20 protein-coding genes are annotated in these 25,683 nt (G+C 48.8%); 7 read left to right on the top strand and 13 right to left on the bottom strand.

Going from position 1 to position 25,683, the window contains the following annotated elements; all coding sequences use genetic code 11:
• Nucleotides 1-75 precede the first annotated feature (75 nt).
• From F4X88_20230 to F4X88_20220, 3 genes are all read left to right on the top strand, one after another.
• Nucleotides 76-2,307: a TonB-dependent receptor gene (locus tag F4X88_20230; GenBank protein MYA58611.1), complete on the top strand. Its 2,232-nt coding sequence runs from the start codon at nucleotides 76-78 to the stop codon at nucleotides 2,305-2,307.
• 149 nt (nucleotides 2,308-2,456) lie between these two features.
• Nucleotides 2,457-3,266: a sugar phosphate isomerase/epimerase gene (locus F4X88_20225; protein MYA58610.1), complete on the top strand. Its 810-nt coding sequence runs from the start codon at nucleotides 2,457-2,459 to the stop codon at nucleotides 3,264-3,266.
• 9 nt (nucleotides 3,267-3,275) lie between these two features.
• Nucleotides 3,276-4,844: a hypothetical protein gene (locus tag F4X88_20220; protein ID MYA58609.1), complete on the top strand. Its 1,569-nt coding sequence runs from the start codon at nucleotides 3,276-3,278 to the stop codon at nucleotides 4,842-4,844.
• Nucleotides 4,845-4,857: 13 nt separating this feature from the next.
• Here F4X88_20220 and F4X88_20215 read toward each other — a convergent pair whose 3' ends face one another.
• From F4X88_20215 to F4X88_20200, 4 genes are all read right to left on the bottom strand, one after another.
• A complete protein-coding gene (locus F4X88_20215; protein MYA58608.1) occupies nucleotides 4,858-5,664 on the bottom strand; it encodes a hypothetical protein in 807 nt (268 codons plus the stop codon).
• A gap of 122 nt (nucleotides 5,665-5,786) precedes the next feature.
• Nucleotides 5,787-8,336, bottom strand: a complete 2,550-nt coding sequence (locus tag F4X88_20210) for a T9SS type A sorting domain-containing protein (protein ID MYA58607.1) — start codon at nucleotides 8,334-8,336, stop codon at nucleotides 5,787-5,789.
• A gap of 66 nt (nucleotides 8,337-8,402) precedes the next feature.
• Nucleotides 8,403-8,600, bottom strand: a complete 198-nt coding sequence (locus F4X88_20205; GenBank protein MYA58606.1) for a hypothetical protein — start codon at nucleotides 8,598-8,600, stop codon at nucleotides 8,403-8,405.
• A 107-nt stretch (nucleotides 8,601-8,707) separates the two neighbouring features.
• The gene (locus F4X88_20200) at nucleotides 8,708-9,682 is read right to left on the bottom strand and encodes a hypothetical protein (protein MYA58605.1); all 975 of its coding nucleotides are present in this window, start codon (nucleotides 9,680-9,682) and stop codon (nucleotides 8,708-8,710) included.
• A gap of 219 nt (nucleotides 9,683-9,901) precedes the next feature.
• Here F4X88_20200 and F4X88_20195 point away from each other — a divergent pair, with 219 nt between their 5' ends.
• Nucleotides 9,902-10,633, top strand: a complete 732-nt coding sequence (locus F4X88_20195) for a 3-oxoacyl-ACP reductase FabG (protein MYA58604.1) — start codon at nucleotides 9,902-9,904, stop codon at nucleotides 10,631-10,633.
• A gap of 13 nt (nucleotides 10,634-10,646) precedes the next feature.
• Nucleotides 10,647-11,648: an aldo/keto reductase gene (locus F4X88_20190; protein MYA58603.1), complete on the top strand. Its 1,002-nt coding sequence runs from the start codon at nucleotides 10,647-10,649 to the stop codon at nucleotides 11,646-11,648.
• 426 nt (nucleotides 11,649-12,074) lie between these two features.
• Here the strand turns inward: F4X88_20190 and F4X88_20185 are convergent, their stop codons facing one another.
• The 7 genes from F4X88_20185 to F4X88_20155 form a co-directional block, all read right to left on the bottom strand.
• Complete coding sequence (locus F4X88_20185; GenBank protein ID MYA58602.1) at nucleotides 12,075-12,950, bottom strand: FkbM family methyltransferase; 876 nt, start codon at nucleotides 12,948-12,950, stop codon at nucleotides 12,075-12,077.
• Nucleotides 12,947-13,765 carry a hypothetical protein gene (locus F4X88_20180; GenBank protein ID MYA58601.1) on the bottom strand — a complete coding sequence of 273 codons (819 nt, stop codon included), beginning with the start codon at nucleotides 13,763-13,765 and terminating at the stop codon, nucleotides 12,947-12,949. The genes F4X88_20185 and F4X88_20180 overlap by 4 nt, the downstream gene beginning before the upstream one ends.
• Before the next feature lie 64 nt (nucleotides 13,766-13,829).
• Entirely contained in the window at nucleotides 13,830-14,270 is a 441-nt protein-coding gene (locus tag F4X88_20175) for a hypothetical protein (protein ID MYA58600.1), read from the bottom strand.
• Nucleotides 14,271-14,456: 186 nt separating this feature from the next.
• Nucleotides 14,457-14,696 carry a hypothetical protein gene (locus tag F4X88_20170; protein MYA58599.1) on the bottom strand — a complete coding sequence of 80 codons (240 nt, stop codon included), beginning with the start codon at nucleotides 14,694-14,696 and terminating at the stop codon, nucleotides 14,457-14,459.
• A 12-nt stretch (nucleotides 14,697-14,708) separates the two neighbouring features.
• Nucleotides 14,709-15,689: a xanthine dehydrogenase family protein subunit M gene (locus F4X88_20165; GenBank protein ID MYA58598.1), complete on the bottom strand. Its 981-nt coding sequence runs from the start codon at nucleotides 15,687-15,689 to the stop codon at nucleotides 14,709-14,711.
• A gap of 11 nt (nucleotides 15,690-15,700) precedes the next feature.
• Nucleotides 15,701-17,818: a xanthine dehydrogenase family protein molybdopterin-binding subunit gene (locus tag F4X88_20160; GenBank protein MYA58597.1), complete on the bottom strand. Its 2,118-nt coding sequence runs from the start codon at nucleotides 17,816-17,818 to the stop codon at nucleotides 15,701-15,703.
• Nucleotides 17,819-17,895: 77 nt separating this feature from the next.
• Nucleotides 17,896-18,531, bottom strand: coding sequence for a twin-arginine translocation signal domain-containing protein (locus tag F4X88_20155; GenBank protein ID MYA58596.1), 636 nt, complete (start codon nucleotides 18,529-18,531; stop codon nucleotides 17,896-17,898).
• A 476-nt stretch (nucleotides 18,532-19,007) separates the two neighbouring features.
• Between F4X88_20155 and trxA the strand changes: the two genes are divergently transcribed.
• Both trxA and F4X88_20145 read left to right on the top strand, forming a co-directional pair.
• Nucleotides 19,008-19,340: a thioredoxin gene (trxA, locus tag F4X88_20150; protein ID MYA58595.1), complete on the top strand. Its 333-nt coding sequence runs from the start codon at nucleotides 19,008-19,010 to the stop codon at nucleotides 19,338-19,340.
• Nucleotides 19,341-19,447: 107 nt separating this feature from the next.
• Complete coding sequence (locus F4X88_20145) at nucleotides 19,448-20,767, top strand: hypothetical protein (GenBank protein MYA58594.1); 1,320 nt, start codon at nucleotides 19,448-19,450, stop codon at nucleotides 20,765-20,767.
• A 352-nt stretch (nucleotides 20,768-21,119) separates the two neighbouring features.
• On the opposite strand, the gene F4X88_20140 is transcribed toward F4X88_20145, so the two are convergent.
• Together F4X88_20140 and F4X88_20135 are read right to left on the bottom strand one after the other, a co-directional pair.
• Complete coding sequence (locus F4X88_20140) at nucleotides 21,120-21,575, bottom strand: hypothetical protein (GenBank protein MYA58593.1); 456 nt, start codon at nucleotides 21,573-21,575, stop codon at nucleotides 21,120-21,122.
• Between the two features lie 609 nt (nucleotides 21,576-22,184).
• The gene (locus F4X88_20135; GenBank protein MYA58592.1) at nucleotides 22,185-25,589 is read right to left on the bottom strand and encodes a hypothetical protein; all 3,405 of its coding nucleotides are present in this window, start codon (nucleotides 25,587-25,589) and stop codon (nucleotides 22,185-22,187) included.
• Between the last annotated feature and the right edge of the window lie 94 nt (nucleotides 25,590-25,683).

Genomic DNA, 25,683 nt, shown 5'->3' with positions numbered 1-25,683 from the left:
CATTAGATTTGTGTTTTCTACTATCACATCATTGATTTATCCGCAATTCTTTACATTTTATTTTTGAGGGACACTATGAAATATAGTATACAGTTTTGTGCTTTGGTTGTTTTAGCGATATTGTCTATATCTCTAATAGCTGGTGCCAATGCGGAAGTCGAAGAAGTTGTTAAGATGGAAGAGGTCGTGGTTACGGCTCGTAAGCGCGAGCAGCGATCTTTTGAGGTGCCGCTTTCGGTTTCGAGCATTCAGGGAGAGAAGTCCAACACCTTACGTGCGTCAGGGATGGATGTCCGTTTTTTGTCGAACAGAACCCCGAGTTTACAGATAGAATCATCATTCGGACGTATCTTTCCACGCTTTTATATCCGCGGACTTGGGAATACGGACTTTGACCTGAACGCATCACAGCCAGTTTCAGTCCTCCACGACGGCGTTGTGCTCGAAAACGCTCTGTTGAAAGGATTTCCTGCCTTTGATTTAGATCGGATTGAGGTGCTGCGGGGACCACAAGGGACCCTGTTTGGACGCAATACGCCTGCGGGTATCGTGAAGTTTGAATCGGCACGTCCTACGCAGACACTGGATGGGTACGGGCGGTTAAGTTACGGACGATTCAATAGCAGTAATTTTGAAGGAGCTGTGTCGGGTCCGCTCGTTTCGTCTGTGCTTTCAACTCGGCTTTCACTACTTGCACAGTGGCGGGACGATTGGGTAGATAACGAGCACACGGGAGAAGAAGATGCCTTAGGGGGACACCGTGATTTGGCTGGACGTTTCCAATTGTTATGGACCCCTATGCCGGAACTGGAAGCATGGCTGAAGTTACACGCCCGCGATCTCAATGGCACTGCCCGCCTTTTCCGCGCCAATATTTTGAGGCAGGGAGCGGAAGGTCTGATACCAGATTTTGACCGCGACCGCATCGCTCACGACGGACCGAACGAACAGACGTTAAGCATGCGGGGTTTGGCAGTTGAAGTCCGCTATGATATTGGAGACTTCCAACTGGTTTCCTTAACCGGAGCGGACCAACTCACTAACTTCTCACGTGGAGACATTGATGGTGGGTACGGTGCTGTGTTCAGTCCACCGAGTGGTCCCGGTGAGATTCCCTTCCCTTCTGAAACCGCCTCCGGTATTCCGGCGCATCACCAGTTTAGCCAAGAGATCCGTTTGATGAGTCCGGCAGCGCGTCGTCTCGTCTATCAGTTCGGGGTGTACTATTTCCGTGAGTTCGTGGAGATGGAGGATTTCAACTACGATACCTTGGCGGGTGGCACCTTGGACGGAAAGGTCCGTCAAGAACAAGAAGCTACAGCACGGGCAGTATTTGCGGCATTGACTTTCCAATGCCTCGACGATCTGGAACTGGGTGCTGGTATCCGACTGTCAGACGATGTGAAGAACTACACAGCGTGGCGAGAAACCGCCCCCGCTGTTACGGAGGCGGGACCGCTTGGTCCCATCCACGAGAATCCTCAAGATACGGTGTGGAGTGGGGATCTGAGTCTGCGCTATCAAGCAGCCCCGGGCGTACAGACGTATTTGCGTGCGGCGCGCGGGTTTCGGGCACCGAGTATCCAAGGACGTTTGCTATTCGGCGACATGGTTACGGTGGCGGATACAGAGACCATCCTTTCCTTTGAAGGTGGCACGAAGTTACGCTTATGGGAACAACGGTTGCACCTGAATCTGGCGGCGTTTCACTACTTTATGCAAGATCAGCAACTGACTGCGGTGGGTGGAGCGGCTAATTTTAACCGGTTGGTGAACGCTGACAGCACGATTGGACGGGGTATCGAAGCAGAATTGACCTTCTTACCCGTCACAACGCTGGAGATTGCAGCGGGACTGAGTTATAACCAAACGCGCATTGACGATCCAAATTTAGCGATACAAGGCTGTGGTGCCCCATGTATAGTGCTTGATCCGCGCGCGTCTGCTCAAGGGACTTTTTCTATCAACGGCAACAGTCTACCGCAGGCGCCGGGTTGGATTGCAGATGTATCCCTGCGCTACATGCTCCCTCTTCGAGGAGGCGCGCGTCTGATCGCATCCACGGACTGGGCATATCGCAGCCGAGTGCGGTTTTTTCTCTATGAATCGGTGGAATTTGCCGATAATTGGCTCTTAGAGGGCGGTGTCCGACTTGCCTATCTATTCCCAAACGACATAGAGGTGGCACTTATAGGGCGCAATATTCTCAACGATACGTCTCCGACGGGTGGTATTGACTTCAACAATCTAACGGGTTTTGTCAATGAACCGCGATTTTGGAGCATGGAATTGGTGCGGCGTTTTTGAGGCAAAGTTTGACAAAAAAGCATAACTCCTTTAGAATAGGGAAGTTCGAAACACCAAAAACTTCGCTCGACATGAAATGGAGAGCGATTTCGAGAATGGCACATTGAAGTTCAAATCTACGTCATTTACCTGCAAGGAATAATTAAAAAATGAAAATTGCAATATGCAACGAAATGTTTGAAAATTGGAAAATCGAAGATGTTTTCACCTATTCCGCCGAACTCGGTTATGAGGCGGTCGAGATCGCACCATTCACTTTAGCCGATTCGGTTTTAGATATCAGCGAGACCGAACGGACCCGTATCCGTAAGGCAGCAGAAAGTGTGAAGATAGAGATTGCGGGACTTCACTGGCTACTCGTCTCACCGCCTGGTCTGTATATTAACCACCCAGACGCGGATATTCGGAAAGAAACACGGGATTATTTCCTCGCACTTATTCATCTATGCGCCGACTTAGATGGAAAAGTGATGGTCATCGGTTCACCACAGCAACGAAACGTGATGGAACCGCTCTCGTTTGAAGAAGCGTGGGAATACGCACGGTCAACTTTTTCAGAGGGTGCTGAACTGGCAGGCGAAAGGGATGTGATGTTATGCATGGAACCGTTGTCAAGCGACCAGACGAACTTCATCACGAATCCCGACAAAGCAGCTGAAATGGTGAAGGATGTCAATCATCCGAATTTCCAGATGATTCTGGATGTGTGTAGCACTGCGAAAGAGGGGCTGGACATGCCGACGCAGCTCCGCAACCACGCGCCACACGTCGCACATTTCCATTCTAATGACGACAACGGCTATCTACCGGGTTCTGGCAACGTAGATTATCCACCCATCATTGAAGCGTTAAAAGAGATTAATTACGGTGGCTACGTTTCAACAGAGGTTTTCGACTTCAACCCGGATCCGCAGACAATCGCAAAACGGAGTATCGAATTTGTGAAGTCGCTGCTATAGGAGCTAACGATGAACCAGACTATCCATGAATGCTACGAGGCGTATACCACACTCAGAAATGAAATGGGACGCTGGCTGAAACAGAGCATGCTGCTCGATCCACCGGGTCCGAACGATGGCGGCGAGGACGAGGCGAACTATGCGCTCGCGTGGTTTCCGCACTATTTAATCACGGGTGATACGACCGTCCTACAGCACTTCGAGGCACTGAAGGCGGCACTGCTCGGTTGGGTGAAACGTGATTGCGTTCACGGCTATGAACCGAAGGCAGAGGCACATCACGGACCGGAGCCTTTCCTTCTGTTCCTGCCGCGTTACATCGGTCTGGTGCCAGAAGATCCGGAAGCGACATCGCTCTTGACAGATGCGGCAGAACATATCGGAAATTGGGTCCCAGAGATCCCACCTTGGTATGATTATGACCGCGATACGTTTATCGGGTACAACATCGGCAGCCGAGATGTGACAAACGATGAAAAGGACACGTATGAACTGGCGGAACACTTCCGATTCATTCATATCGCGATTGCGGCGTATCGTGTGACGGGTGAAGAACGCTATCTGGCGTGGGCGTTGCGGTATGGAAGAAAACGCGCCGAACGGCTCGTTGCGGCACCGACCCCGATGCCGATGGTTTGGACGCTTGATGGAGAAGGTCTTGACGAAGCCGCGGTCAACGAGAAGAATCTACATCGACTCGTGGCAAGTACGCACCACATCCCAGGTGACCCACTGGTGGGTATTGAGGTATTGTTGGCGTCTGGTGCCATCTACGCATTGGGTGACCTGTATCGACTCTCTGGAGAAGAGATTTTCAAAACGGCGGCACAGCGGATTGTAGAACCGTTAGTGACATCGTTGAGCGACCCGTTTAATGATCCCGCGGCAGCAGCACTCAGCTACTACCGTTGGACTTTTGAGGATACTGGATTTGATGAACAGATCCGTGCCGGATTAGCGGAACTTCCTGACGAATCCCCAGAACTGTTGGCGTTGATCTTCCCGCAGGAGGTGTGTCGTCGGGAACCGGGTGTCGGTAAACGGGCGGATATGGCGTATTGGGGTGAATGGTCGGACAATGGATCCGTGAAACCGATTCAAGAACCCTCAACTGCCACGCTAACGCTCGCCTATCAAGTAACAGGTGAAATCGGTTACGCGATGCGGGCGTTGCGAAATGCTGCGACGCGCTTAAATATTGCGAGGCGTGTGCTACGCGGTGGAAGGGAACACGCCGATATGGGTGGCGCGGTGTGCTCGGTTGCAGCGGGACATGGACGGAACTGGGGACAAGGCGCGGTCACAGCGTGCTACGGTCCTTTGCTTCTCGGCACGCGCGAAGTCCAAAGTGAAGTCGCACAGCTGCTGGAGGTTCAACACGGGGATAGCCACAGCCATCCACCGACGCTTCTCTCTTTAGTGCGACCTCTTCTTGGAACAGAAAAGCGCGCAGAAGTCGTCTTCTACAATGGCGGTGACACGCCGCTGACATTTTCATGGCGATTGCAAACCGGGGCAGCGGATGTCTGGGATACAATAACGCTCAGTGCAGGCGAAATGAAACAGCACTCAATCTAATCTTGTGAAGTTCTTAATTCCCAAACTTCTGAGCAATATGCGTCAAATCAAGAATATTAATCGTGCCATCGGCGTTTACATCGGCACTCGGATCCGTCTGTCCAAAGCGAGAAGCTACAAAGACAAGGTCCAAAATATTAATCGTGCCATCGGCATTCACGTCACAAGCTCTCTCGGTCGCGAGCAGATTTGAGTCGACCAATTCAAAAACAATATCCTGATCGGTTTCAAATTTAACAGGTCCGTGATCGGGTGCGAGCCACTGGTAGGAGGTAGAGCGATTTATTCCTAAAGCGGCATCGATTTTTGTGCGTACTCGAATTTTTAAGCAATCTTCAAAGGTCCCCGCTGGTGTGACAACATTCTCAACAGCGACAACTTCGTTCTCACTGGAGACCGTAACGGCTCCGACTATACTGACTTCCGTTTCCGCGTGTGTTTCCCATATCTCACCCAATTGAAGCCTCGTCGGGAAAAATATGGCAGGCGGTGAAAATCCTACGCGCGCCACACCGAAAACATCCCCCAACTCGGAGACAATTCTATGGAGCTTCATACCTTCCTCGCCTACCTCCACAAGGAAAGTACTCGTTCTGACAGCACTTGTGCCTAATACTTCTGTTGTGATGTGAAGAATACGGACCTCCGCGTCGCTGACAGGTTCATCGGTCGCAATAATTTTGTAAGTGATGCGCTCAGCACCGTCTGTGCTCTCCAAAACCCAAGTATTCCCGATATCAACAGGGTAATAATTTTGAGCATTCGTTATGTTGGCAAAAGCACAGAGCAGGACAATAAACAGGACGGTATTTCTAATCATTTGATTCCCCTTTTTCGAAGTTGGTGCAGTTACAATTATACCACCAAGATAGCAAGGTGCGCAAAAAAAAACGCCTTGATGAAAACACCAAGGCGTTTGAGTGAATTATGTTTACTGCGTCCCTATTTGAGGATAACCATCCGTCGGGTCGCAGCGAAATCGGACGTCTGCAGCGTATAGAAGTAGATACCACTCGCAACACGCTCACCGACAGCGTTCCTACCATCCCAATACGCAGCACTCGACGGCGTCATATATGAACCCGTCGGCTGCCAACCCAAATCTAACGAACGAACCAAACGACCCGATATATCATAGATCGCAATCTTCACTTCTGTCGATTCGCTCAACTGATACGGGATCCACGTCTCTGGATTGAACGGATTCGGGAAGTTCTGCGCAAGCAACGTGTCTTGCGGCTGCACATCTCCGACCCGCAGTTGTAGACTCAAGAAGGCATTGCGAATGTCACTCGTCGTTACTGTGCGTTGGAAGGGACCTGAGACGATTCTGTTGGTGTCGTCGTAAAGGGCGACTTTGAGTTTGTCACCGGCTTCAACGACGCTCTTGCGGTTCAGGTCTGCCCAGACGGCAGAGGAGCGTCTCGTTGCGCTTGAGACGTTTTCCGTGGCGATTGTGCCAGTGCGGAGGTTCTCAGCGACGAGAGTATATGCCGTTCCAGTTTCCATGCCGTGGATGTCGCTGGTAACGATGAACGCCCATGCGTTTTTATAGGTTGCGAGAGCGGGAGCGGCGGGAGCGGCATCACTATTCGCTTCGGCATCGGCTTCAACTTCAGCATCAGCGGCTGCGTCATCAGCAGGCGCTTCTTCTTCAGCAGCGGGTTCCTCAACAACCTCTTCCTCTGCGGGAGCCTCTTCTTCGGCAACTGGTTCTTCAGCAGGGGCTTCTTCAGGTTCAGGCTGGTTGTCCCATGCATCACCCGTGAACTTTACCATACCGCCAGACGGTGTGTTCACGATATAACCTTTGTCCCCCGTAATGCCAAATCCATCACCTTCATCGGCTATCGTGTAACCGACAAAATGCTGCGTTGCTGCATCGAGTTGAATAACGGCTGTCGCACCCAGCATTTCCGCTAACGATTTCGCCGTGTAGGGTTCTGCCGGCATCAGAGGGATCGAAATCATGTTCAAACCCGCTTCAAGCGTCACATCAAAACCAGGACCTTCTACGACAGGTTCAGGCATCGGTTCCGCAGGCGCATCAACTGGCGTGATCGTCAACATCGCCGTCGGCTCTCCCCACGCAAACGCTTCAGTCACATCTCCAACACCTTGAATACCTTCGTGGGCTGCTATGACACCGCCTTCGGTCGGGACACGTTCATTGCTTCCTGGGGGATCCGTCGCTTCATCTAAACCGAGGGGTCCCGGAATATCCGAAGCCATCTCTGTGTTATCTTCACTACCAGCGTCATACGCCATCAAATCAAGACTCGCTGAAACAGGCATCCCATCTTCGTCAAAGAGGGGTACATCAATCGCAGCGATGAACGCATCGTTTGTTGAGACCAACATTGAGCCGACAGAGAGCGAAGAGTTCACCATGTCAGCAGTTACGGTAACAGTCGTAGATTGACCCGGCATCGTATATCTGCGCGTCCCATCCGCATTCATAGCTATCGCGACGTTTGCGCCAGCAGCTTCTGCAAAGGCGGCGAGTCCTGACACATCTCCACCTTCAGCAAGCGCGACAATTAATTCACTTGCAGGTTGACCGACTTCGGCGAGTTTAACGCCAGCAGGGTGTGCTGCGAAAATGGCGGGAGATAGCGTTTGTCCGCTCTCACCGTGTACACCTTCTGTCAGGTTCGTGAGGGTAATCTCGAACATCTGGCTCGCCGGCATTTCAGGAGCAACCTCTTCGGCAGGGGTTTCTTCTTCAGCAGCAGGTTCTTCGGCTGCCTCTTCCTCAACAGCGGGCTCCTCGGCTGCCGGTTCTTCAGCAGCGGGTGCATCTTCGACTGTAGGCACTTCATCCGCAGTTGGTGCCTCAACAAGGCTGTAACTTTCCAATTCATACACGATATCTTGATCATCCTGATATTTGACAGGTCCCACATCAGGTGCCAACCATTGATAAGAAGTCGAACGCACGACTATAAGTGCGGTAACACTTCTCCGCCGGATCTCTATTTTGACGCAGTCTTTAAATGTTCCCGCTGGGGTTTCAACGTCCTCAATCGCGACAACTTCTATAGCACTGGTGCTGGTTGCTGGTCCCGCGAGCTGCAGTACTGTCTCCGACAAAATTTCCCATGCATGTCCGACGGGTAATAGGGCGGGGAAGAAAGTAACGGGAGGATCAAAAGTCGCTTCTGCGATGCCGAACGCGCCTTCATCCGTAACGCTTTGATGTAGTAGAAGTCCCCCGTCGTGAGCAGATACAAAGTACCTGTCAATATCGCTCGGGTCGCCACCGAGTACTCCAGTAGATATTTTCAGGACAATCAGTTCTTCATTGTCAATGTTTTCCGGTTTCTCAAGTGTATAGGTGCGTTGCTCCGCGCCATCGGCACTCAAGAAAACCCATGTATTGCCGATCTCCGACGGATAATAATTTTGTGCCGTCGCTGTTGTTGTGAAGTTACATACAAGGCTTAATACCAAGAACGGCATCAACCAGAACATAAATTGGGGAGGTTTCATAATTTAGATTCTCCTTTTTTTAACAGATACCAATTTGAATAATGTTTACAATGGATAATATTGTTTCTACGAAACTTTTGCCCAAGAGGATAGATGCACAAGCGGTTGATCAAGGTGCGAATCCGTCCTGTTGGAACGCTCACGCCATCCGTCTGGTGAGATGTCATCGTGTTCTGAGACGTATCGATACCCAAACCACATCCCAATCGCTATCACCAAAGCGACAATGATAACAACAACTAATGCAACTTTCCAATTTACCATGCAGATTTTTCCAAACGCTGTGTAATAATACACCAATATTATCACACGCCTCAAAGGTTTTCAAGAAAAAACATCGTATGAGGATACTAATTACAGGATTTTTAAGGTCAATTGCTAAAATTTTGTGTGATACGTATCAAATCCAGAATATTAACAACCCCGTCGCCCGTGACATCTGCGTCAGAATCGGACTCTCCAAAACGAGAAGCCACAAAAGTGAGGTCCAAGATATTCACAGCACCGTCCCCTGTCACATCGTAAGGGAGAGGTTCAGGCGTAGTCTCTTCCTTAGCAGGCTGTTCAGTCACAGTGTCCTCCTCAGCAGAGGGTTCGGGCATAGCATCTTCCGCAGCGGCTGGTTCTGTTGTGGTATCTTCCTCTGTCGTATCAGGTTCTGCAGGCTCGGTTAGCAGATTGGAACTCACCAAACCAAAAAGTAAGCCGTCGCTGTTTTCGTACTGGATGGGACCTATATCGGGGGCGAACCATTGATAGGTCGTAGAATCAATATCAAGGTTTAGGAACCCCCCCTTAGCAGTGAGACGCAAGTCCAACTGGACCTTTGCACAGCTCTGGAACGTTCCCGCCGGTGTGACCACGTCCTCAAACCCAACAACTTCAAAATCAGTGATACTTTCCCCAGGTATTGTGATTCCACCTACTAATTCTGCTTCTGCGTCCGCTGCTATCTGCCATCTATCTCCCATCTCTAACTGTAAAGGGAAAAAAGTAACGGGCGTTGGAAAGTTCGCTCGCAAGGTGGCAACAACGTCTTCTAAGATGATTCTGTGGAGTTCAATCGCTTCGTCCCCAACAGTCAAAAAATACGTGTCCGTGTCAACCTCGCCAGTGCTGAGTTCCTCATTTCTAATCTTCAGTAGAATACGCTCTTCACCGTCAATGGTTTCGGGTCCCTCAAGGGTATAGGTGCTTTGTTCTTCACCATCAACACTCTCCAAAACCCACGTATTTCCCACGTCTGCGGGATAATAATTTTGTGCGGTTGCTCCAAACGCAAAGAAATAAGTGAAACTCAAGACCAAAGTTGGTTTGAACCACCGTAGAAATGTGGTCTTTTTCATATTTCAATTCTCCTCATACCAATTTTCAGAACAAATAGGGACAACAATTACAATGAATGCCAATTTTCGACGCGACCTATCCTGTTGACTTTTTCCAAGCTTCGTGTGATAATACGAGTATATTACTATATCTGTTGCAATTTTGCAAGTAAAGAAAAGAGCGCAGTGCCGACCTGACTGCGTGCCTCTCAAAAAAAAAACAGTAAAAGGAGAACATAGATGCGTTTAGAAGGACAGGTTGCGATTGTTACAGGGGGTGGCGGAGGTATCGGGAAAGCAACATGTCTCGCATTCGCCAAGGCAGGTGCGGATATCGTAATCCCTGAGGTGAACTTAGCGAATGCGGAAGCGGCTTCAACGGAAATAACTGCGCTCGGTAGGCAGTGTCGTGTGATTCAAACGGATGTAGCCGACGGCGACTCCGTGCGTAAGATGGTTCAGGAAACACTTGACACTTTCGGACGGATCGATATTTTAGTCAATAATGCTGGTATTTTTAGCTACACGCGTATCGATGCATGCACGGAAGCGGAATGGGATCGGATGATGGCTGTGAACCTCAAGGGTCCATTCCTCTGTTCACAGGCAGTCATGGAAACGATGAAAACACAACGCTCCGGACGGATCATTAACCTGGGTTCATTGGCGGGACAGGTCGGAGGTTTGGTCGCTTCTGCCCCGTATTCCGCCTCAAAAGCGGGTGTCATGTGTCTGACGAAATCGTTAGCACGTGTGCTCGGGGAGTATGGAATCACGGTGAATTCTATCGCACCGGGGGTAGCAGCAACGGAGATGGCAAAAAATCATCCCGACATGACAGACCAAATCCCGTTAGGACGCGTCGCTGATGCCTCGGAGATTGCGAGTACTATCCTTTTTCTCGCTTCGGAAGAGGGGCAGTATGTGACGGGCGCGACGCTTGATGTCAACGGCGGAATACGGATGGCATAAAAAGGAGAAAAATATGGAATATAGAACACTCGGACGTGCAGGCGTGAAAGTCTCACCGCTCTGCCTCGGGACCATGATGTTCGGTGGACCGACGAATGAAAAGGATTCAATTCGGATTATCCACAAAGCATTGGACGCGGGCATTAATTTTATGGACACCGCCAACGTCTATAACGATGGTGAATCGGAACGGATCATTGGGAAAGCCGTCCGCGATAATCGAGAGAACTGGGTCATTGCCACGAAAGTTCACGGCAATATGGGAGAGGATGTGAATGCAGCGGGTTCACACCGTTTTCATATCATGTCGGCAGTTGAAGCGAGTCTGAAACGCCTCGATACAGACCACATCGATGTCTATTACTTGCACCGCTGGGATGCCTCGACACGAATTGCGGAATCCTTGCGGGCTTTGGATGATTGTGTGAGACAGGGGAAAGTGCGTTACATTGCATGTTCCAACTTTCAGGCGTGGCGTATTTGCGAAGCACTCTGGACGAGCGAAAAACAGGGACTGGAAGAATTTGTGTGCGTCCAACCGCTCTATAACATCGTTAACCGAGATCCTGAGGTAGAGTTGTTGCCGTTCTGTGAGCAGTACGGTGTGGGGGTTGTGCCGTATAGTCCGTTGGCACGAGGTGTGCTGGCTGGAAAGTATCTGTCCGGTAAAAAGCCGCCTGCGGGTTCACGAGCCGCTCGTAAGGATAGGCGAATTTTGCAGACGGAACTCCGGGAGGAGAGTTATGCAGTCGCGCAAGAACTCAAACCTCTTGCAGATGCGCACGGTAAAACCTTGACGCAATTTTCATTGGCGTGGGTGCTGGCAAATCCGATAATTACCTCTGCTATCATCGGACCGCGCACGATGAAACAATTAGAGGATAACTTGGGGTGTTTGGATTGCACGCTAACAGAAACCGATGAAGCAACTATCAACGAATTGGTCCCGCCGGGTGAACACACTGGTAAAGGGTATAACGACCCAGCGTATCCGGTGCTGGGACGGTTCAGATAAGGATTATATAACAAATGCTACGGCTTGTGCTAATTAACTCTCTGTAGATTTAGATTTCACAGTATTAATCTTTTGCCACTTGTAATTTGACAGCTTCGGTTCATACTGCCCCATTTTTAAACCAAAGTCTCTATATGAAAACAAAGAGGCAATGGAATCAAGGTTCAATTTACAACGAAAACCCAACAACTGTGAAATTTAACAAAACACATGGTCAATTAGCACAACGCGTCAAATGCTATAAAATATCGCCCTTACAGGGCTAAACCGTTCTTTTCAACGTCTTTCTATAAACATAACGTCCTTATAGGACTGAAGAAAGGTTTAGAGAATGCACGGGTTGGAAGTTAAGGCCCAGTGCGGTTAGAAACCGCACCTACCGGGTTTGGGGTGCGAACTATCGTTTTTTCTGATAAAAGGCTTTACTTACCTGAGCCACGGTAAGATTCTGGAAAAGGCATGGGAATGCTCTTTGACGAGGAAGAAATTTCTTTTGGGTGAGTCAGAAAGTTTCTGACATCGCCGGACAGAATATTTCCTGATCTCATAAAGGTGATACCCTAAATTGGCAACGTAATTTTCTATCTCCGCAAACAGGGTCTGGTTTGTTTCACCAACATCCTTCAACTCCGCCATTAAGAGCGGTGCGTGAGCTCTTAAGCAGTGCTCTCCGCCGCGCAACACCTCTAACTGATACCCCTCCACATCAATTTTGATGAAATTCGGAACTGGGAACTCACGGGTAAGATTGTCAATCGTATCAAGCGTTACGCGTTCCGATGCCGCTCGTCCGTTGGCATACTTCAAGGAAGCCGTGCCCTCGGCAAGTCCCGCCTCGGAGTAGTAGAGGTGCCGTTGTTCTATTCTATCGCTGAGTCCCTTATTGAGAACAGCAACATTCGCGAACCGATTCAGAGAGACATTTTCGCTGAGATAACCGCAGGTGCGTAAGGCGGGTTCAAATGCGATGACAGCACCAGACGCTTCAACCCGTGAGGCGAGGAGGCACGTATAAAATCCGATGTTTGCTCCGATGTCCCAACAGATGTCTCCGGGCTGAATCATCTTCAAGAGTTTGGTAACGACATGCCTCTCATCATGCGCGCCGTAAAAATAGAGATATTGGTGTTCCGGATTCGCAAGATTGGCTTTCAACTGGAACCCGTACTTGGTGTCAAAAACAGCAATCGGCTCCCTCGGTATAATCAAACCTCTTGTTAGATTCAATAACGAACGCTTACCGTCAGTAATTGGACACCATCGCAGGTAGCCACGAACAAGAGAGTTGAGAAACAGGTTCATCCCCACGTTTCAAGCCCTAACAATTTTTTGCCGAGTTCGGTCAGATATGCAGTCTCGCCTGATGCATTCTCCTTCTCTGCACGTTCGCCGCTAAAACCTGCCATACGTTCTCTCCAGGCGTTGACCCGGCGTTCGCGTGCCTCCGGATTCGCTTCCCCTGTCGGGGACATCGTGATGTATTGCGCGACGCGTGGTGCACCGGCAGTATTGATGCCTGCGCTATGCGGCAATGCACTGTGCCAAATAACGAGATCCCCGGCTTTTCCGGGCACTGGGACCGCACCGAGTGCTACTAAATCTTGTTGTCTCGGATCGGCATCCTCTGGAAGACTCTTTATCCACGCCTCAATCTTATTGTGGAATCCAGGGACACACGTAAATGCCCCTTGATCGGCGGCAGTATCGGTCAGATAAAGCACACCTTGGACGTGGAAACGGAAAGGAAGGTCTACAGATGTATCCCAGTGAAGTCCTAAGTTTGTCCGTTCAAATTTTCCAGGAAGATTCGGTGGGCTCATGCTCGCACGGTCAAAACTCACCCATAATTTCTCAGTCCCCCAAATCTCTGAGAACGCCTGATGGACACGCGGGTATTGCCGAGTTGCCCACAGTGCCGGGTGCTGATAGATTTCTACCATGATGCCTTTGCGAGGCGGATCGGGATACCAAGTATTCGGGTCGTCAGCATCCATCTCAAGGAAATTCCAGACGGCTCGCGCCGTATCCCGTATTAAGTCTGGGGGTGCCGCATCGCGGATGACGACGTAACCGTTTTCCTCCCAGAACGCACGATCCTCAGAACTCAAAACAGCCATTTTTTTCCTCCAATTGTATTGTACGGAAAGTCCTCGGTCAGGAGATTAGGATGTTATCAATATTTTACCCTAACCGGCGTAAAAATGCAGAGAGAAAGATAACTATCAACCCTAAAACGACAGTGAGGTTGAGCCAGGGTGCGGGTTTCTTCTGAAATACATTAAAAACAGGATAGGGAAATGTTAGAATAATCGCTAATGTGAATATCAAAAAGACGATAAACAGTTTGACACCCAAGACGAGAATGTAGAGGGAGTAATCGGATATAAACGTTCCAGTGGCGGATATAGAGCGGGCAGTGCGAAAAAAGGTGATGAAATTATATAATCCCGATATGAGGACAGTCAATAATGCTGTCCAGACAACACCGCTGAAACGTCTCAATGCGGATGAAATTAACGCTTCTGGTTTAGAAACCCGTTTGGCAATCGGGAGTAAAACAACGCGAAAAAAAAAGAATCCTCCTATCATGAGAACAACAGAGCCGACATGTATCCATTGCATTAACGATTTCAAAAACATTTTTTTTAGAGTTATGAGTTGTCAGTTGGAAGTAGTTATCGGTTCGGATTTTTCTCACGAAAAATCCTTTCAATTATCAATGTTCGGTTAAGAGGTTTTCGTTTAGCAAATGCCTCTTGTACCTGATAACTGATAACCGATAACCATTCCTCCGATAACCGATAACTATTATACCACTGGCTTACCACCAATGGGGTTAAAACAGGGACGCGCTTGCTTACAAGCGTCTGGCGACACAAACTGGTCATCGGGACCTACGTCTTGCATAGTGCAATTGCACCAATAATGTGAACCGGGATTGTTTTCAACGAGGTTCTGCAAGTTACCGCCCGGAATGTAAATCGCCTTTGTCCGAAGATACTGACATATCGGGCGATTAAAGATTGGAAGTGCTTTTCCTTGTAACATATCACTGCTCCTTTAACTTGCAGCCATCATCGCGGCGCGGCTGACGAGATTCCGTGTTAAGGTCACCTTATACATGTTGTCGTTCAAAGGTTCTGCGTCCTTGACAGCATCGGCACCCGCCTGCTGACTCACCGATTCGTCGATCATTTTGCCGGTGACTGCCGCTTCTGCTTCTTTAGAGCGCCAAGGCGCGGGTGCGACACCACCGAGAACGATACTGGCGGTTTTACAGGTCTTCCCGTCCATCTCAAAAACGCCAGCAACGCTTGATAACGCGAAATCGGGGGCACCCTTTTCACGTGCCTTTAAATAGAAACTCTTTGTATTCGGTTTCGGGGCCGGAACGCTGACCTCAACAACAATTTCGTTGGGTTCCAACACGTTTTCCCTGAACGGATTCGCAGCCGGTAAGGTGAAGAATTCCTCAAGCGACATGGTTTTCTCGCCCTCAGGTCCGACGATTTTGACCGAGGCACCCAAGGCGATCAACGCTGGTGCGAGATCCGAAGGATGTACAATGTAAACAGGATCGCCACCGAGGATCGCATGATATTTGCTCAAACCATCAACTGCATAACAGATGTCTCCACCTTTTTTCAGGCAATCGGTGGATTCATCTCGGTAATACCAACACCGTGGACGCTGGCAGAGATTTCCACCGAGTGTCCCGACGTTCCGAATCTGTGGCGTTGCGACAGAACCGGCAGCCTGCGATAGGACCGTATAGTGATGCTGGATAGTCGGGTGCATAGCGATGTCAGCAACAGTGGCTAACGCACCGATTTTCAAGCCGGATGCATCCGCTTCAATGCTATCCATTCCGGGTAACGTTTTGAGATTAACGAGCGTCTTAGGGGTCTCAATGTACTCTTTGAGTTCTGCGAGCAGATCCGTTCCGCCGGCGATAAGCATGACTTCACCCCAACCGCTTTCACTCAGGAGTGACGTGACCTGCTCCAGACTGGTAGCGTTAACGTAACTGAACTTCTCCATTGCTTACCTCCTTATGCCTTCTCGGCAAGTGCGTCAAGGATCTTATCGGGTGTTATCGGTAACGACCGAATCCGAACGCCAATCGCATTGTAAACGGCATTCGCGATAGCTCCGGGTGTCGGAATACACGGGGGTTCCCCAACACCTGTAACTTTGCGATGCGTATCGAAAACAATGGATTTAATCTCAGGGATCTCGAACGTTCCAGGCACCTTGTAATCCTCAAGGTTGGCGTTGAGCATCCGTCCTGTCACCGGGTCCATGAACCGCTCTTCAAGGATTGCCTGACCTAATCCCATGATAACACCGCCATTAACCTGGCTTTCCGTCGTCAACCGGTTAATCGCCAATCCGCAATCCTGAACGGCAACAATTTTGATAACCCTGATCGCCCCTGTCTGCGTATCAATTTCAACCTCAGCGAACTGAGTGCCTGCGGCACCGTTTTGGCGGAGGTCCTCCTCCCACGTTCCACCTTCGCTAATGCTTTCCATGCCGAGTTGTCCAGTTGCCTGTTTCCACGTAATTGTCTTGGTTCTGTCAGAAACAGCGTAGATAGTGCCAGTGCCGACACGCAGGTCTCCCACAGGTGCGTCAAGTAAAGGTGCGATGCGTTCAAACAATTTCTGTCTCGCTGCCGCTGCTGCGGTTTTGATAACAGGTGCCACGGACGGCGTTGTTTGACTACCGCCACTGCCACCAGAGGGCAGTCCGGGTTGGCTATCGCCGACCTTCACACGGACATCGGTAGTCTCAAGCCCGAATTCTTCGGCAACAATCATTGCAATAACAGTGCGGATACCGGTTCCAATGTCTTGTGTACCTGTGACGGCTTCAACGGTGCCATCTGCATTGATAGTGACGCGGGCTTCTGTGCCGCGTCCGCCACCGCCACCCCATTGTCCGCTGCCAACTCCCATGCCGCGCTTTTTCACGCTTGTGCCGGAGCCGGGTACACTGTTACGGCGGTGCCACCCTATCTCTTGTGCACCGAGGGTGTATTGCGCCTGACGCACTTCATTCGGATCATTGATACGCCGAAACTCCACTGGATCCATACCGAGTTTTTCGGCAAGTTCATCCATCAGAGAGTCCATTGCGAATGCTCCCTGCGGGTGTCCGGGCGCGCGCATGGCGCGTTGATTGCCAGCGTTGACAGCCACGTTAACGCGTTCTGCCCGACTGTTTGGGACGTGGTAGACGTAAGGTCCTGTGAAACCTGCCCCGCTGGAGATACCCCCTGTGCCGTAGCCCTTCATATCGTAAGCGATAAGCCGTCCGTCGCTTGTCGCCCCGGCGCGGACTTGCTGTGTCATTGAAGGTCTATTGCCAGCAACAAGATGCTCGGCTTTTCGGGTCAGCATTAACTTGACGGCTTTCCCCGTAATACGTGCCAATTCAACCGCAGTGCGTCCTTCTATACCGGGTCCGAATTTGCTCCCAAATCCGCCACCCATGTGTTCCGTAATAACCCTCACCTGGTTTGCCGGCAATTCAAAATGCTGCGCGAAATCGTTACGAACGCCAAAAACGCCCTGTGTAGATGCCCAAACGGTAAGATTCTGTTCATCTTCCCATTTTGCGACGTGTCCATGCGTTTCCAAACAAACGTGCGTCTGAACAGGCGTGTGATAGGTCGCCTCGACCTCAACAGCGGCTTCATCAAATCCAGCATTGATGTCGCCATCTTCTCTGACATTCGGTTCGCTCTGATTACCCGCCCAATCCTCTCGGATTTGCGGCGCGCCTTCTGACATCGCGTCATCTTCTGTGACGACGTGCGGCAATTCCTCCAAGTCAACATGAATGAGGCGGATCGCGTCCTTAGCGATGTCATCCGTTTCAGCGGCAACAGCGGCAATTTCCTGCCCTTGGTACCGGAGTTTATTCCCCACCTCAATGAGTGGGATAACAGCCTTGACGCCAGGTAATGCTTCTGCCTCGCTCAGGTCAATCCCCATAACGGTAGCGTGTGCGGTTTCAGAACGCAAGATGCGTCCGTAAAGCATCCCCGGTTCATTGATGTCAAAAGTATACTTCGCTTTTCCAGTGACTTTATCCTTACCGGACAAACGGGTTACCCGTTTCCCGATAAGGCGAGATTCACTTGCTTCTCCCCATGATGCCATGTGTTTTCCTCCTATAGCCAACTGCCCCATTGGCGCGATAGGCTCTTGCGTCTCGCAAGTCAATCCTTGCTTTCAAATCACACCTTCCCTGATGCGGTTTTGACGGCATCAAAGATGAATGGATAGGTTCCACAGCGACACGTGTTTCCAGACAAGCCGACTTTAATTTCTTCAAGCGTCGGATTCGCGTTCTCGTTCAACAGTGCTGCGGATGAGACGATGAAACCGGGTGTGCAGAATCCACACATCAGTGCGTCGTGTTGGATGAATGCTTCCTGAACAGGGTGCAAATCGTCGCCGTCTGCTAATCCCTCGACGGTTGTTAGCTGCTTGCCCTGTGCATCAATTGCGAGCATCATGCAAGCGTAGACTGACTTCCCATCTACCATGACGGTACAGCCACCACACTCCCCACGATCGCAAATTAGTTTGGCACCGGTTAAGTCGATGTTGTTCCCGCCGGTATCAATTCCGTCGCGCAAAACGGTTAGAAGCGTTGTGCGCGCTTCAACCTCGACTTGATACGACTTACCGTTGATATTGAGTTCGATTGTCGCATTCGCGATAGCGTCGCCCGCTTGGGCATCGGCGGCTTTTTCACTTCCGATCAAGACGCTCGGTGCAACAGTTGCGGCAACGGTACCTGTACCTACGCCTTTCAAGAAGTTCCTGCGCGAGATGTTCGTTCCCTGCTTTTTATCTTTCTCAGGCATGCGGTACCTCCTTCAATTGTGAGTTCGGATTAACGTTATATTCATCGCGTTGATTAGAAAATTCATTATCAATTTCCTTCAGTATATTATATCTCACATTTTTTAGCAAGAAAAAAATAAACGTAGGACGGACGAAAAATTGATTGGCAATTTTCGTCAGAATGGGGTATCATATTAATGCACTCATAAGACTAATTCGGAAGAATAATATTAACGGCTTGTGCTAATTAACTCTCTGTAGATTTAGATTTCACAGTATTAATCTTTTGCCACTTGTAATTTGACAGCTTCGGTTCATACTGCCCCATTTTTAAACCAAAGTCTCTATATGAAAACAAAGAGGCAATGGAATCAAGGTTCAATTTACAACGAAAACCCAACAACTGTGAAATTTAACAAAACACATGGTCAATTAGCACAACGCGTAATATTAGGAAGGTAGCGTTCACCTACCAGATTCTAAAAAAGGAGCTATCATGGCTGGAAACACATTTGAAATCAGTGACGATACGTTTGAAGGAATGGTTCTTCAATCAGACACACCCGTCGTTGTCGACTTTTGGGCAGAATGGTGCGGTCCTTGCAAAATGATTGCACCGATCTTGGAGGAACTCGCGGGTGAGAACTCTGAGACCTTTAAAGTTGGAAAAGTTAACGTTGATGATAACCGTCAGACCGCGATGCAATACGGTGTTCGGAGCATCCCAACATTGCTTGTGTTCAAAGACGGTAAAGTCGTCCCGAATGGACAGATTGTCGGCGCGATGCCCAAAGATGCCCTGAAAAAGAAAATCTTAGACATCCTATAAGCCGTCCCTTTCATAATCACGCCTCTGGAGAATGGAAGGCTCGTAAATCAGATCTGTCCTTCCATTCTCCCACCGTTTCCTATCCTTTCTTCCCTCTAAGGTTCACTATGTTTTGGCAACTTGTCTACAACCTGTTTGCTGTCCCCATTATGTTTATCGGTTTTTACAGCGCGGGGTGCTGCACGCCTAAGATTCAGGAAGGGATTAAGGGACGCAAACGAGTATTTTCGGAACTGACAGATCAACTGCAGACGGCTCGACCTCTGAAGAAAACAGCATGGTTTCACTTTACCTCTGTCGGCGAATTTGAACAAGCGAAACCGCTCATTGAAGCGATTCATGCCGAGACCCGAATTGTTTTAACCTACTTCTCACCGTCAGTCGCGCCAAACGCGAAAGCCTATCCCTACGCCGATGCCGCCGTTTACCTTCCGTTGGATACACCGCGCAACGCGAAACGCTTGATACGTCTCATCGCACCTACATTGATCGTGTTTTCCAAATTTGACATCTGGCCCAACCTCGTTTGGAAAGCCTCTCAACACGGTATTCCGATTATTGTGGTTGCTGGGACGCTGCACGCTGCATCGAAACGGTTATCTCGTTTCGCGAAACCCTTTTTTCGGAGTGTGCATCAGCACATCCGAGTGCATTGTGCGATTTCGGAAGGGGATGCGGCGCGTTTTCAAGAATTGTGTTCATCAACGCACGAGATTGTTGTCACCGGCGATACTCGCTATGAGCAGGTCTACCGACGGGCAACAGCCGTTGCATCCGACACGGATTTTTTCCCCGGACAAGCGACTTTAGGGCGTGGTTTGCCGGTTTCCCATATTGCAACGAAACGCCCAATCCTTATCGCTGGTAGCACTTATGCGGAGGACGAGAAGGTGGTATTGCCCGCATATCAACGCCTCCGTGAAAGGACACCCGACTCTTTTCCTCACTTAATCTTGGTCCCACATGAACCGACCCCTGCGCGGATAAGGGAGATCCGTGGACATCTGGATCGAGAGAAATTGATATACCTCTGCTTTTCTGAACTTAAATCTGAAGTCGATTTAGCAGTGGTGGATGTCCTGATCATCGATAGGGTAGGACTTCTTGCGAAATTGTATACGTTGGCAGACATAGCGTTTGTGGGGGGCAGTTTTCGTGGGAGCGTTCACAATGTGATGGAACCTGCTGCAATGGCGAAGCCCGTCCTGTTCGGTCCAACCATCCAGAATGCGTATGAAGCGTCTTTGCTCGTGGAACGCGGCGGTGCAAAACGGGTTCACACGGCACCAGAATTAGCGGATGCGGTTACTGTGTGGTTGAACGATACGAACGCGAGGGAAACTGCGGGGAATATTGGGAAGCGATTGATTGAGGAAAATCTGGGGGCGGTGGATCGGACTTTGGTGCATTTGCGAAGGTATGTGTGACGTGAAAAAGGAGTATTGCTGCAATCTTTTTTTTGGCTTTCAAATCCAACGCCCGCCTACATCTCCTACCCAAAGGCAGGGTCTTGGCAGGAAGATTAATAATTTTTACTTGACTTTCTTTTGGAAATTAGGTATAATTATCATTGGACGTTGGAGGCGGATTGCCGGGGTAAACCTTTTACCTCCCGCCTCCTTCCAATTCGCAATTGGGGATACGTCCGAGATTACCTTACGAACCATACCTCTCCCAAGCACAAACACTCGCGAATCTCACTGTAAAGTCGAAGATGGAACCAAACGTCCATTGTGGTTGCCGCCGGATAAGAAGGCAACACCCCAGATAGCGTCATCCCTATTCTACAATAGTGTCATCTGCGGCATGATCGTATGTGGTTTTTTCAACGGGGGTTGAAACCTGTATATTCCGTGGAGTCGGCATAGGTTCATTGAAATCTTTACCCTCGCTTTCAGCTTCAATTCTGCGGTCATTCCAACTTTTAACCTCCGCGTAGAACTTTGCCGCTCCTTTAGCAAGCCCCTCCGCTTCAGCTTCCTTAATACGCCTCTGTTGTCTTTCGCTATACCAATCTGACAAAAACATGATAAAATCAACACCTCCTATTAGTGCGCCGACGATTACCCCAGCAAGGGGAATAAAAGTAGAAATATCCTCTACATTTTGTTTCCAAGGCTGAGGTGGCTGAAATTTTATCACAATATATGTGTAAACTAAAACCACAACCGTAAGTAAAAATAGGGCAATCCCAGTTTTACCAGTTCGCCAAAAACGTCTTATAGTTTTCCACATTATATTCTCATATTGAGAGGAGGTAGATACTTACGAATTAAATCATCTTCGATTCTGTTTCGATCCGAATCATTAGACTCTGAGTAAACACAAACACAATTACCCCTATTTCGCAGAACACCTTCCCATTTATGATGTAAACTCGTGAGTCTTCGCGGAAGCGAATTTGATCGCCCAATATACAATAGATTATGTATGACTCCGCCTCGGGAATTTATCTCGCGCCTTGTGAAAATGTAAACTGCTCCAATATCTTTGAATTCTGTTCCAATAGGGTAGACTTGAAAAATATATTGACATCCAGACGCACCATAAAAAGCAAAATCCTCTATTTTAGACATTGTGATGCCCCTTCATTCAGTTCTATTTCTGACTTGAATTCACACGGTTTTCCCAATCTCACTTGGTAATGGCATGATAGAGACACACCAGCGGTGCTATAAGATTCCCTACCAATGATATTGAAATCATTATATCATAATTTCTCCGCCACAACAAGTAAATTTATTCGCATTCAGCAGTTTCGGGATTGATTAAATTATTTTTCACAAATGCAATAAAATTTTTTGTAAGCGAAAAAAGGTTTTTGATTTGACAGACAAAAGATTGCTAACTCGCCTGAAACTTAAATCTATCAATATCCGTCTGCGTCACACTGTATTTCTCCAAACTTTTTTTCATCCACCTCCGTTCGTATACCGTTACCCGCTTGTTGCGAGCGTCTTGCTGCGCGGTCCTGTTAAACTTCCGGTTTGTTATGACAGCGGGTGTGAAAGTTATCCCATGCTTTTCTTCATAAAAAGATTTCGCCGCAATGACTTCATCTATTGCTTCAGGTCCTGGTTTAGTATCTGCTTTGCGCTGTTTTGCCTGTATAAGCAGACCATCAGTTCGATTCTTATTTTCAAAGGCAACGACATCCGCACCTTTATCCCCTGAATACGGAGTGTGTTCCGTCGTATACCCTTGCTTCTCAAAAAGGGCAGCAACAAAAATTTCAAACGATTCAGGATCCAGATTATCCACGTCTATTATCGTTAGAGGGGTGCCCTTCTTATTCCCAAAAGGATGGAGTTGCAATTTCTCAAGAATTTCCTTGGGCGTTACCTCCACTTGCTCGGTTGGGAACAGAGTTCCATGTGAAAGTTGGCGTTTTCGCTCAAGGAGTTCGTTCAGAATAACGTCAAATGTTTGAAACTTAGGATGTGTTGCCATGGGTAGGTAGATGTGTACGGGGCGTTTTTGTCCGATACGGTAAACCCTGTCACTCGCTTGGTCTTCTTTGGCAGGGTTCCACCAACGACTATAGTGGATAACATGGTTGGCTGCGGTGATATTGAGCCCCAGGCCCGCAGCGAGAGGGGACATGATGATGGCGTTGAAACCTTGCTTGGACTGGAAACGATCTACACTCTGTTGGCGACTCATTTTCATTGAATTTGCCCGTTGTGTGTTGCCAGGCGTACCACCATTGACGATAAAGATATCCGTCAGTCCAAAGTATTCACGCAGAATATATATTAAGAGGTGCTGGGTCTTCCTGCGTTCCGAAAACAGAATCACTTTTTCCTTTTTGGCTCGGATGTTTTCGAGCAACTCTATTGTGACCATTAGTTTTGCGGATTGCCCGATTAACTCAGTCGCAGAAAATTGTTCCCACTGCGAATCGGCTAACAATGGATGGTCGGATATATCTCGTAATCGATGTAGTAATTGCAAAATCTGATTGGGGGGTCGCGATGTCGCGGAGTCATTCCCCGATGCCGCTTGAAGAGCTGCGTGATAACGTTCTATCTGTGTAGGCGGCATCTGGTGTTGACACTTGTCGACGTGAACATGTTTCTCGGGTAAATCGTCAAGAATGTCGGTTTTGAGTCGCCTCTTGAGATGAACCCCGATGCGTTCGCGAATGCGTTCGCCCAGTTCGCGAATGTCAGTTTCAGGTTTCTTGAGAGGTAGGCAAAATTCAGCATTGAAACTTTTCCCGCTGTCAAGATAGCCGGGTGCCACGAAATCTGTGATGCACCAGAGGTCCATGAGGGAGTTTTCAACCGGGGTTCCCGTCATCGCGAGACGAAAATCGGTTTTGAGTGCTTTCAAGGCATTTGTGACGAGTGTTCCGGGGGTCTTGATACGTTGTGCTTCGTCAATGACAACTGTCGCCCACGGAATTAAGCCTAAATCTAATTGAAAATCGCGGACGGTCTCATAAGTAGTTAGCACAACATTGGTATTTTGGATCTGCTTGACATCAAGTGCCCCGCGACGTTTGCGTAATTCTCGGAGGCGTTCCGCGCCTTCAATGTCCGGAATTTGGAGGTTGTCAGCATCAGATGGATCACATTTGAAGTTTTGGAGTGCCTTCCCGTACAATGTGATAAAGTTCAGTGAACCTTTATCAAAAAACTTAGGATACTCCGCTGCCCAATTTTCTAAAAGTGCGATGGGAGCAACGATGAGATAGGGTTTCCGCTGTGATTCCTGCGAACGAAATTTTGCATGATGCCATTCCAAAAAACAGAGCACTTGTAGCGTTTTACCAAGCCCCATATCGTCAGCAAGTAAGCCACCTGGATAATTATTCTCCCAAAGCTGCTGCGCCCATGCGAGTCCTTCCTCTTGATGAGGTAAGAGTTTGAATTCGTGTTTCAGGTTTGTCGGAGATTCAAGCAGATGTCGAAAAGGTTCTGTAGCTGAAGAGCCTGACGGAGCGACAAAATGGGAATCTTCAATGTTTTCTTCAATGATTAAAACCGTAGTCTCTGATTTTTCTTTTTCAGTACGCGTGGGTTTCTTGCGGTGCTTAAGTTGTTTTTCAATAAACGGAAGATGTTTCTCAAGATCAGGAACAGGAAACTCTTGCCCCCTCCAGTTGACGCGCTTTTGACCTATTCGTTTTGCCTCATGGATTACCCGCTTCAGATCTGTAAACTCTTCCGCAGTTTTAACCTGCAGCTTCGTCTGTGTTCCCGACTCATCCTCGACCAAAATTCCGGGAATCCACTGACTTTTATAAGGGGAGACAAAGGGATAGATCCTCGGTTTGTAGATGCCGATTTCACGGACGCGCTCACTGAAGGAAGGCATTTCATCTGTCGGATCGAGTTCAACAACTTCCGGATCAAAGTGTAACTGTGGTTGTTCCGCAATCTCCGCGAGTTGTTCACGGGACACACGTCGATAGTGTTTAAGGGTTTGCAAAGTCTCTTTCTGCTTTTCCTGAAAGAGAACCCGGGTTCGTCCGCCATTAGGTTGAGGGAGATTGTACGTAGTCTCTGGGTTCGGGAATTTATCAAAGACTTCCTCAAATTTTTCGCTGTCAATATCAGCAGCATCAGGGATTATTTCGACACTATCGCCGGATTCACGCAAACGCAAGCGAAGGGTTTTCGGAGCGACGACTTCTTCTTGGTTTAGATAGCGATCCAGTACGCTGCCTGTTTCCTTGGCGAGTCCCTTAATTTTTGCGAACTCAATCAAATTCGCTTCAAAATTTTTATCTTCAACTTCTCGCGCATTGAATGCGTCTAATTCTTCTAAAAGAGCGAACTGCTCGTGTGTCAGTAGGTAAACCCACGCATCCGTTAATCGCAACACACAGCCGATTCGTGTTGGATGCAAAGGCTTCCCATCAGGTTTTAAGAATTGGTAATTGTATAGGAATTCTGACTGATTGAGGGTTCCATGCGATCGGATTTCAAGTTCAAATGGATAGGGTTCTGGTAAACCGAGGAGTTCCTGTTCAACGGACGTAAGCCGACATACCTCTTCAAACGGAATATGTACTGCTGTGTCAGACAATTCTGCTTGACCGTTATCAATAAATTCCTTAAGCAATAGCCACTGTGCTTGGGCTTGATAAGCATCTGGTGGCAAGGTATTCGCATACTCGGTTAGGGAAAGGTTACCCGACAGCGCGGTAAACTGAATACCAGCCGGTGTTTCCTGCCAACTGAATCGTAGGAGTTCTGATTTGTTTTTTGGGAATAAGCTTAGTATCTGTGTTACTTTCATTTACTAAAGTTTGGACAATTTTAAGAATTAAGGTGTTTGAAAGCAGAAAAGCAGGTATCCTTTCATAAACATAACGCTTGTTTTGAAAGGAAAG

The sequence above is a fragment of the Candidatus Poribacteria bacterium genome, from assembly GCA_009839745.1.
Classification (GTDB): Bacteria; Poribacteria; WGA-4E; order WGA-4E; family WGA-3G; genus WGA-3G.
Note: the sequence above shows the minus strand (reverse complement) of the source record. Positions and strands in the feature narration are given on the sequence as shown.

What these genes read in the sequence shown, in the direction of transcription:
- F4X88_20185 (MYA58602.1), bottom strand. Translation starts at nt 12,950, where the DNA reads ATGAACCTGTTTCTCAACTCTCTTGTTCGTGGCTACCTGCGATGGTGT.
- F4X88_20215 (MYA58608.1), bottom strand. Translation starts at nt 5,664, where the DNA reads ATGATTAGAAATACCGTCCTGTTTATTGTCCTGCTCTGTGCTTTTGCC.
- F4X88_20155 (MYA58596.1), bottom strand. Translation starts at nt 18,531, where the DNA reads ATGCCTGAGAAAGATAAAAAGCAGGGAACGAACATCTCGCGCAGGAAC.
- F4X88_20195 (MYA58604.1), top strand. Translation starts at nt 9,902, where the DNA reads ATGCGTTTAGAAGGACAGGTTGCGATTGTTACAGGGGGTGGCGGAGGT.
- F4X88_20140 (MYA58593.1), bottom strand. Translation starts at nt 21,575, where the DNA reads ATGTGGAAAACTATAAGACGTTTTTGGCGAACTGGTAAAACTGGGATT.
- F4X88_20180 (MYA58601.1), bottom strand. Translation starts at nt 13,765, where the DNA reads ATGGCTGTTTTGAGTTCTGAGGATCGTGCGTTCTGGGAGGAAAACGGT.
- F4X88_20200 (MYA58605.1), bottom strand. Translation starts at nt 9,682, where the DNA reads ATGAAAAAGACCACATTTCTACGGTGGTTCAAACCAACTTTGGTCTTG.
- F4X88_20220 (MYA58609.1), top strand. Translation starts at nt 3,276, where the DNA reads ATGAACCAGACTATCCATGAATGCTACGAGGCGTATACCACACTCAGA.
- trxA (MYA58595.1), top strand. Translation starts at nt 19,008, where the DNA reads ATGGCTGGAAACACATTTGAAATCAGTGACGATACGTTTGAAGGAATG.
- F4X88_20160 (MYA58597.1), bottom strand. Translation starts at nt 17,818, where the DNA reads ATGGCATCATGGGGAGAAGCAAGTGAATCTCGCCTTATCGGGAAACGG.
- F4X88_20205 (MYA58606.1), bottom strand. Translation starts at nt 8,600, where the DNA reads ATGGTAAATTGGAAAGTTGCATTAGTTGTTGTTATCATTGTCGCTTTG.
- F4X88_20230 (MYA58611.1), top strand. Translation starts at nt 76, where the DNA reads ATGAAATATAGTATACAGTTTTGTGCTTTGGTTGTTTTAGCGATATTG.
- F4X88_20190 (MYA58603.1), top strand. Translation starts at nt 10,647, where the DNA reads ATGGAATATAGAACACTCGGACGTGCAGGCGTGAAAGTCTCACCGCTC.
- F4X88_20165 (MYA58598.1), bottom strand. Translation starts at nt 15,689, where the DNA reads ATGGAGAAGTTCAGTTACGTTAACGCTACCAGTCTGGAGCAGGTCACG.
- F4X88_20135 (MYA58592.1), bottom strand. Translation starts at nt 25,589, where the DNA reads ATGAAAGTAACACAGATACTAAGCTTATTCCCAAAAAACAAATCAGAA.
- F4X88_20225 (MYA58610.1), top strand. Translation starts at nt 2,457, where the DNA reads ATGAAAATTGCAATATGCAACGAAATGTTTGAAAATTGGAAAATCGAA.
- F4X88_20175 (MYA58600.1), bottom strand. Translation starts at nt 14,270, where the DNA reads ATGCAATGGATACATGTCGGCTCTGTTGTTCTCATGATAGGAGGATTC.
- F4X88_20210 (MYA58607.1), bottom strand. Translation starts at nt 8,336, where the DNA reads ATGAAACCTCCCCAATTTATGTTCTGGTTGATGCCGTTCTTGGTATTA.
- F4X88_20170 (MYA58599.1), bottom strand. Translation starts at nt 14,696, where the DNA reads ATGTTACAAGGAAAAGCACTTCCAATCTTTAATCGCCCGATATGTCAG.
- F4X88_20145 (MYA58594.1), top strand. Translation starts at nt 19,448, where the DNA reads ATGTTTTGGCAACTTGTCTACAACCTGTTTGCTGTCCCCATTATGTTT.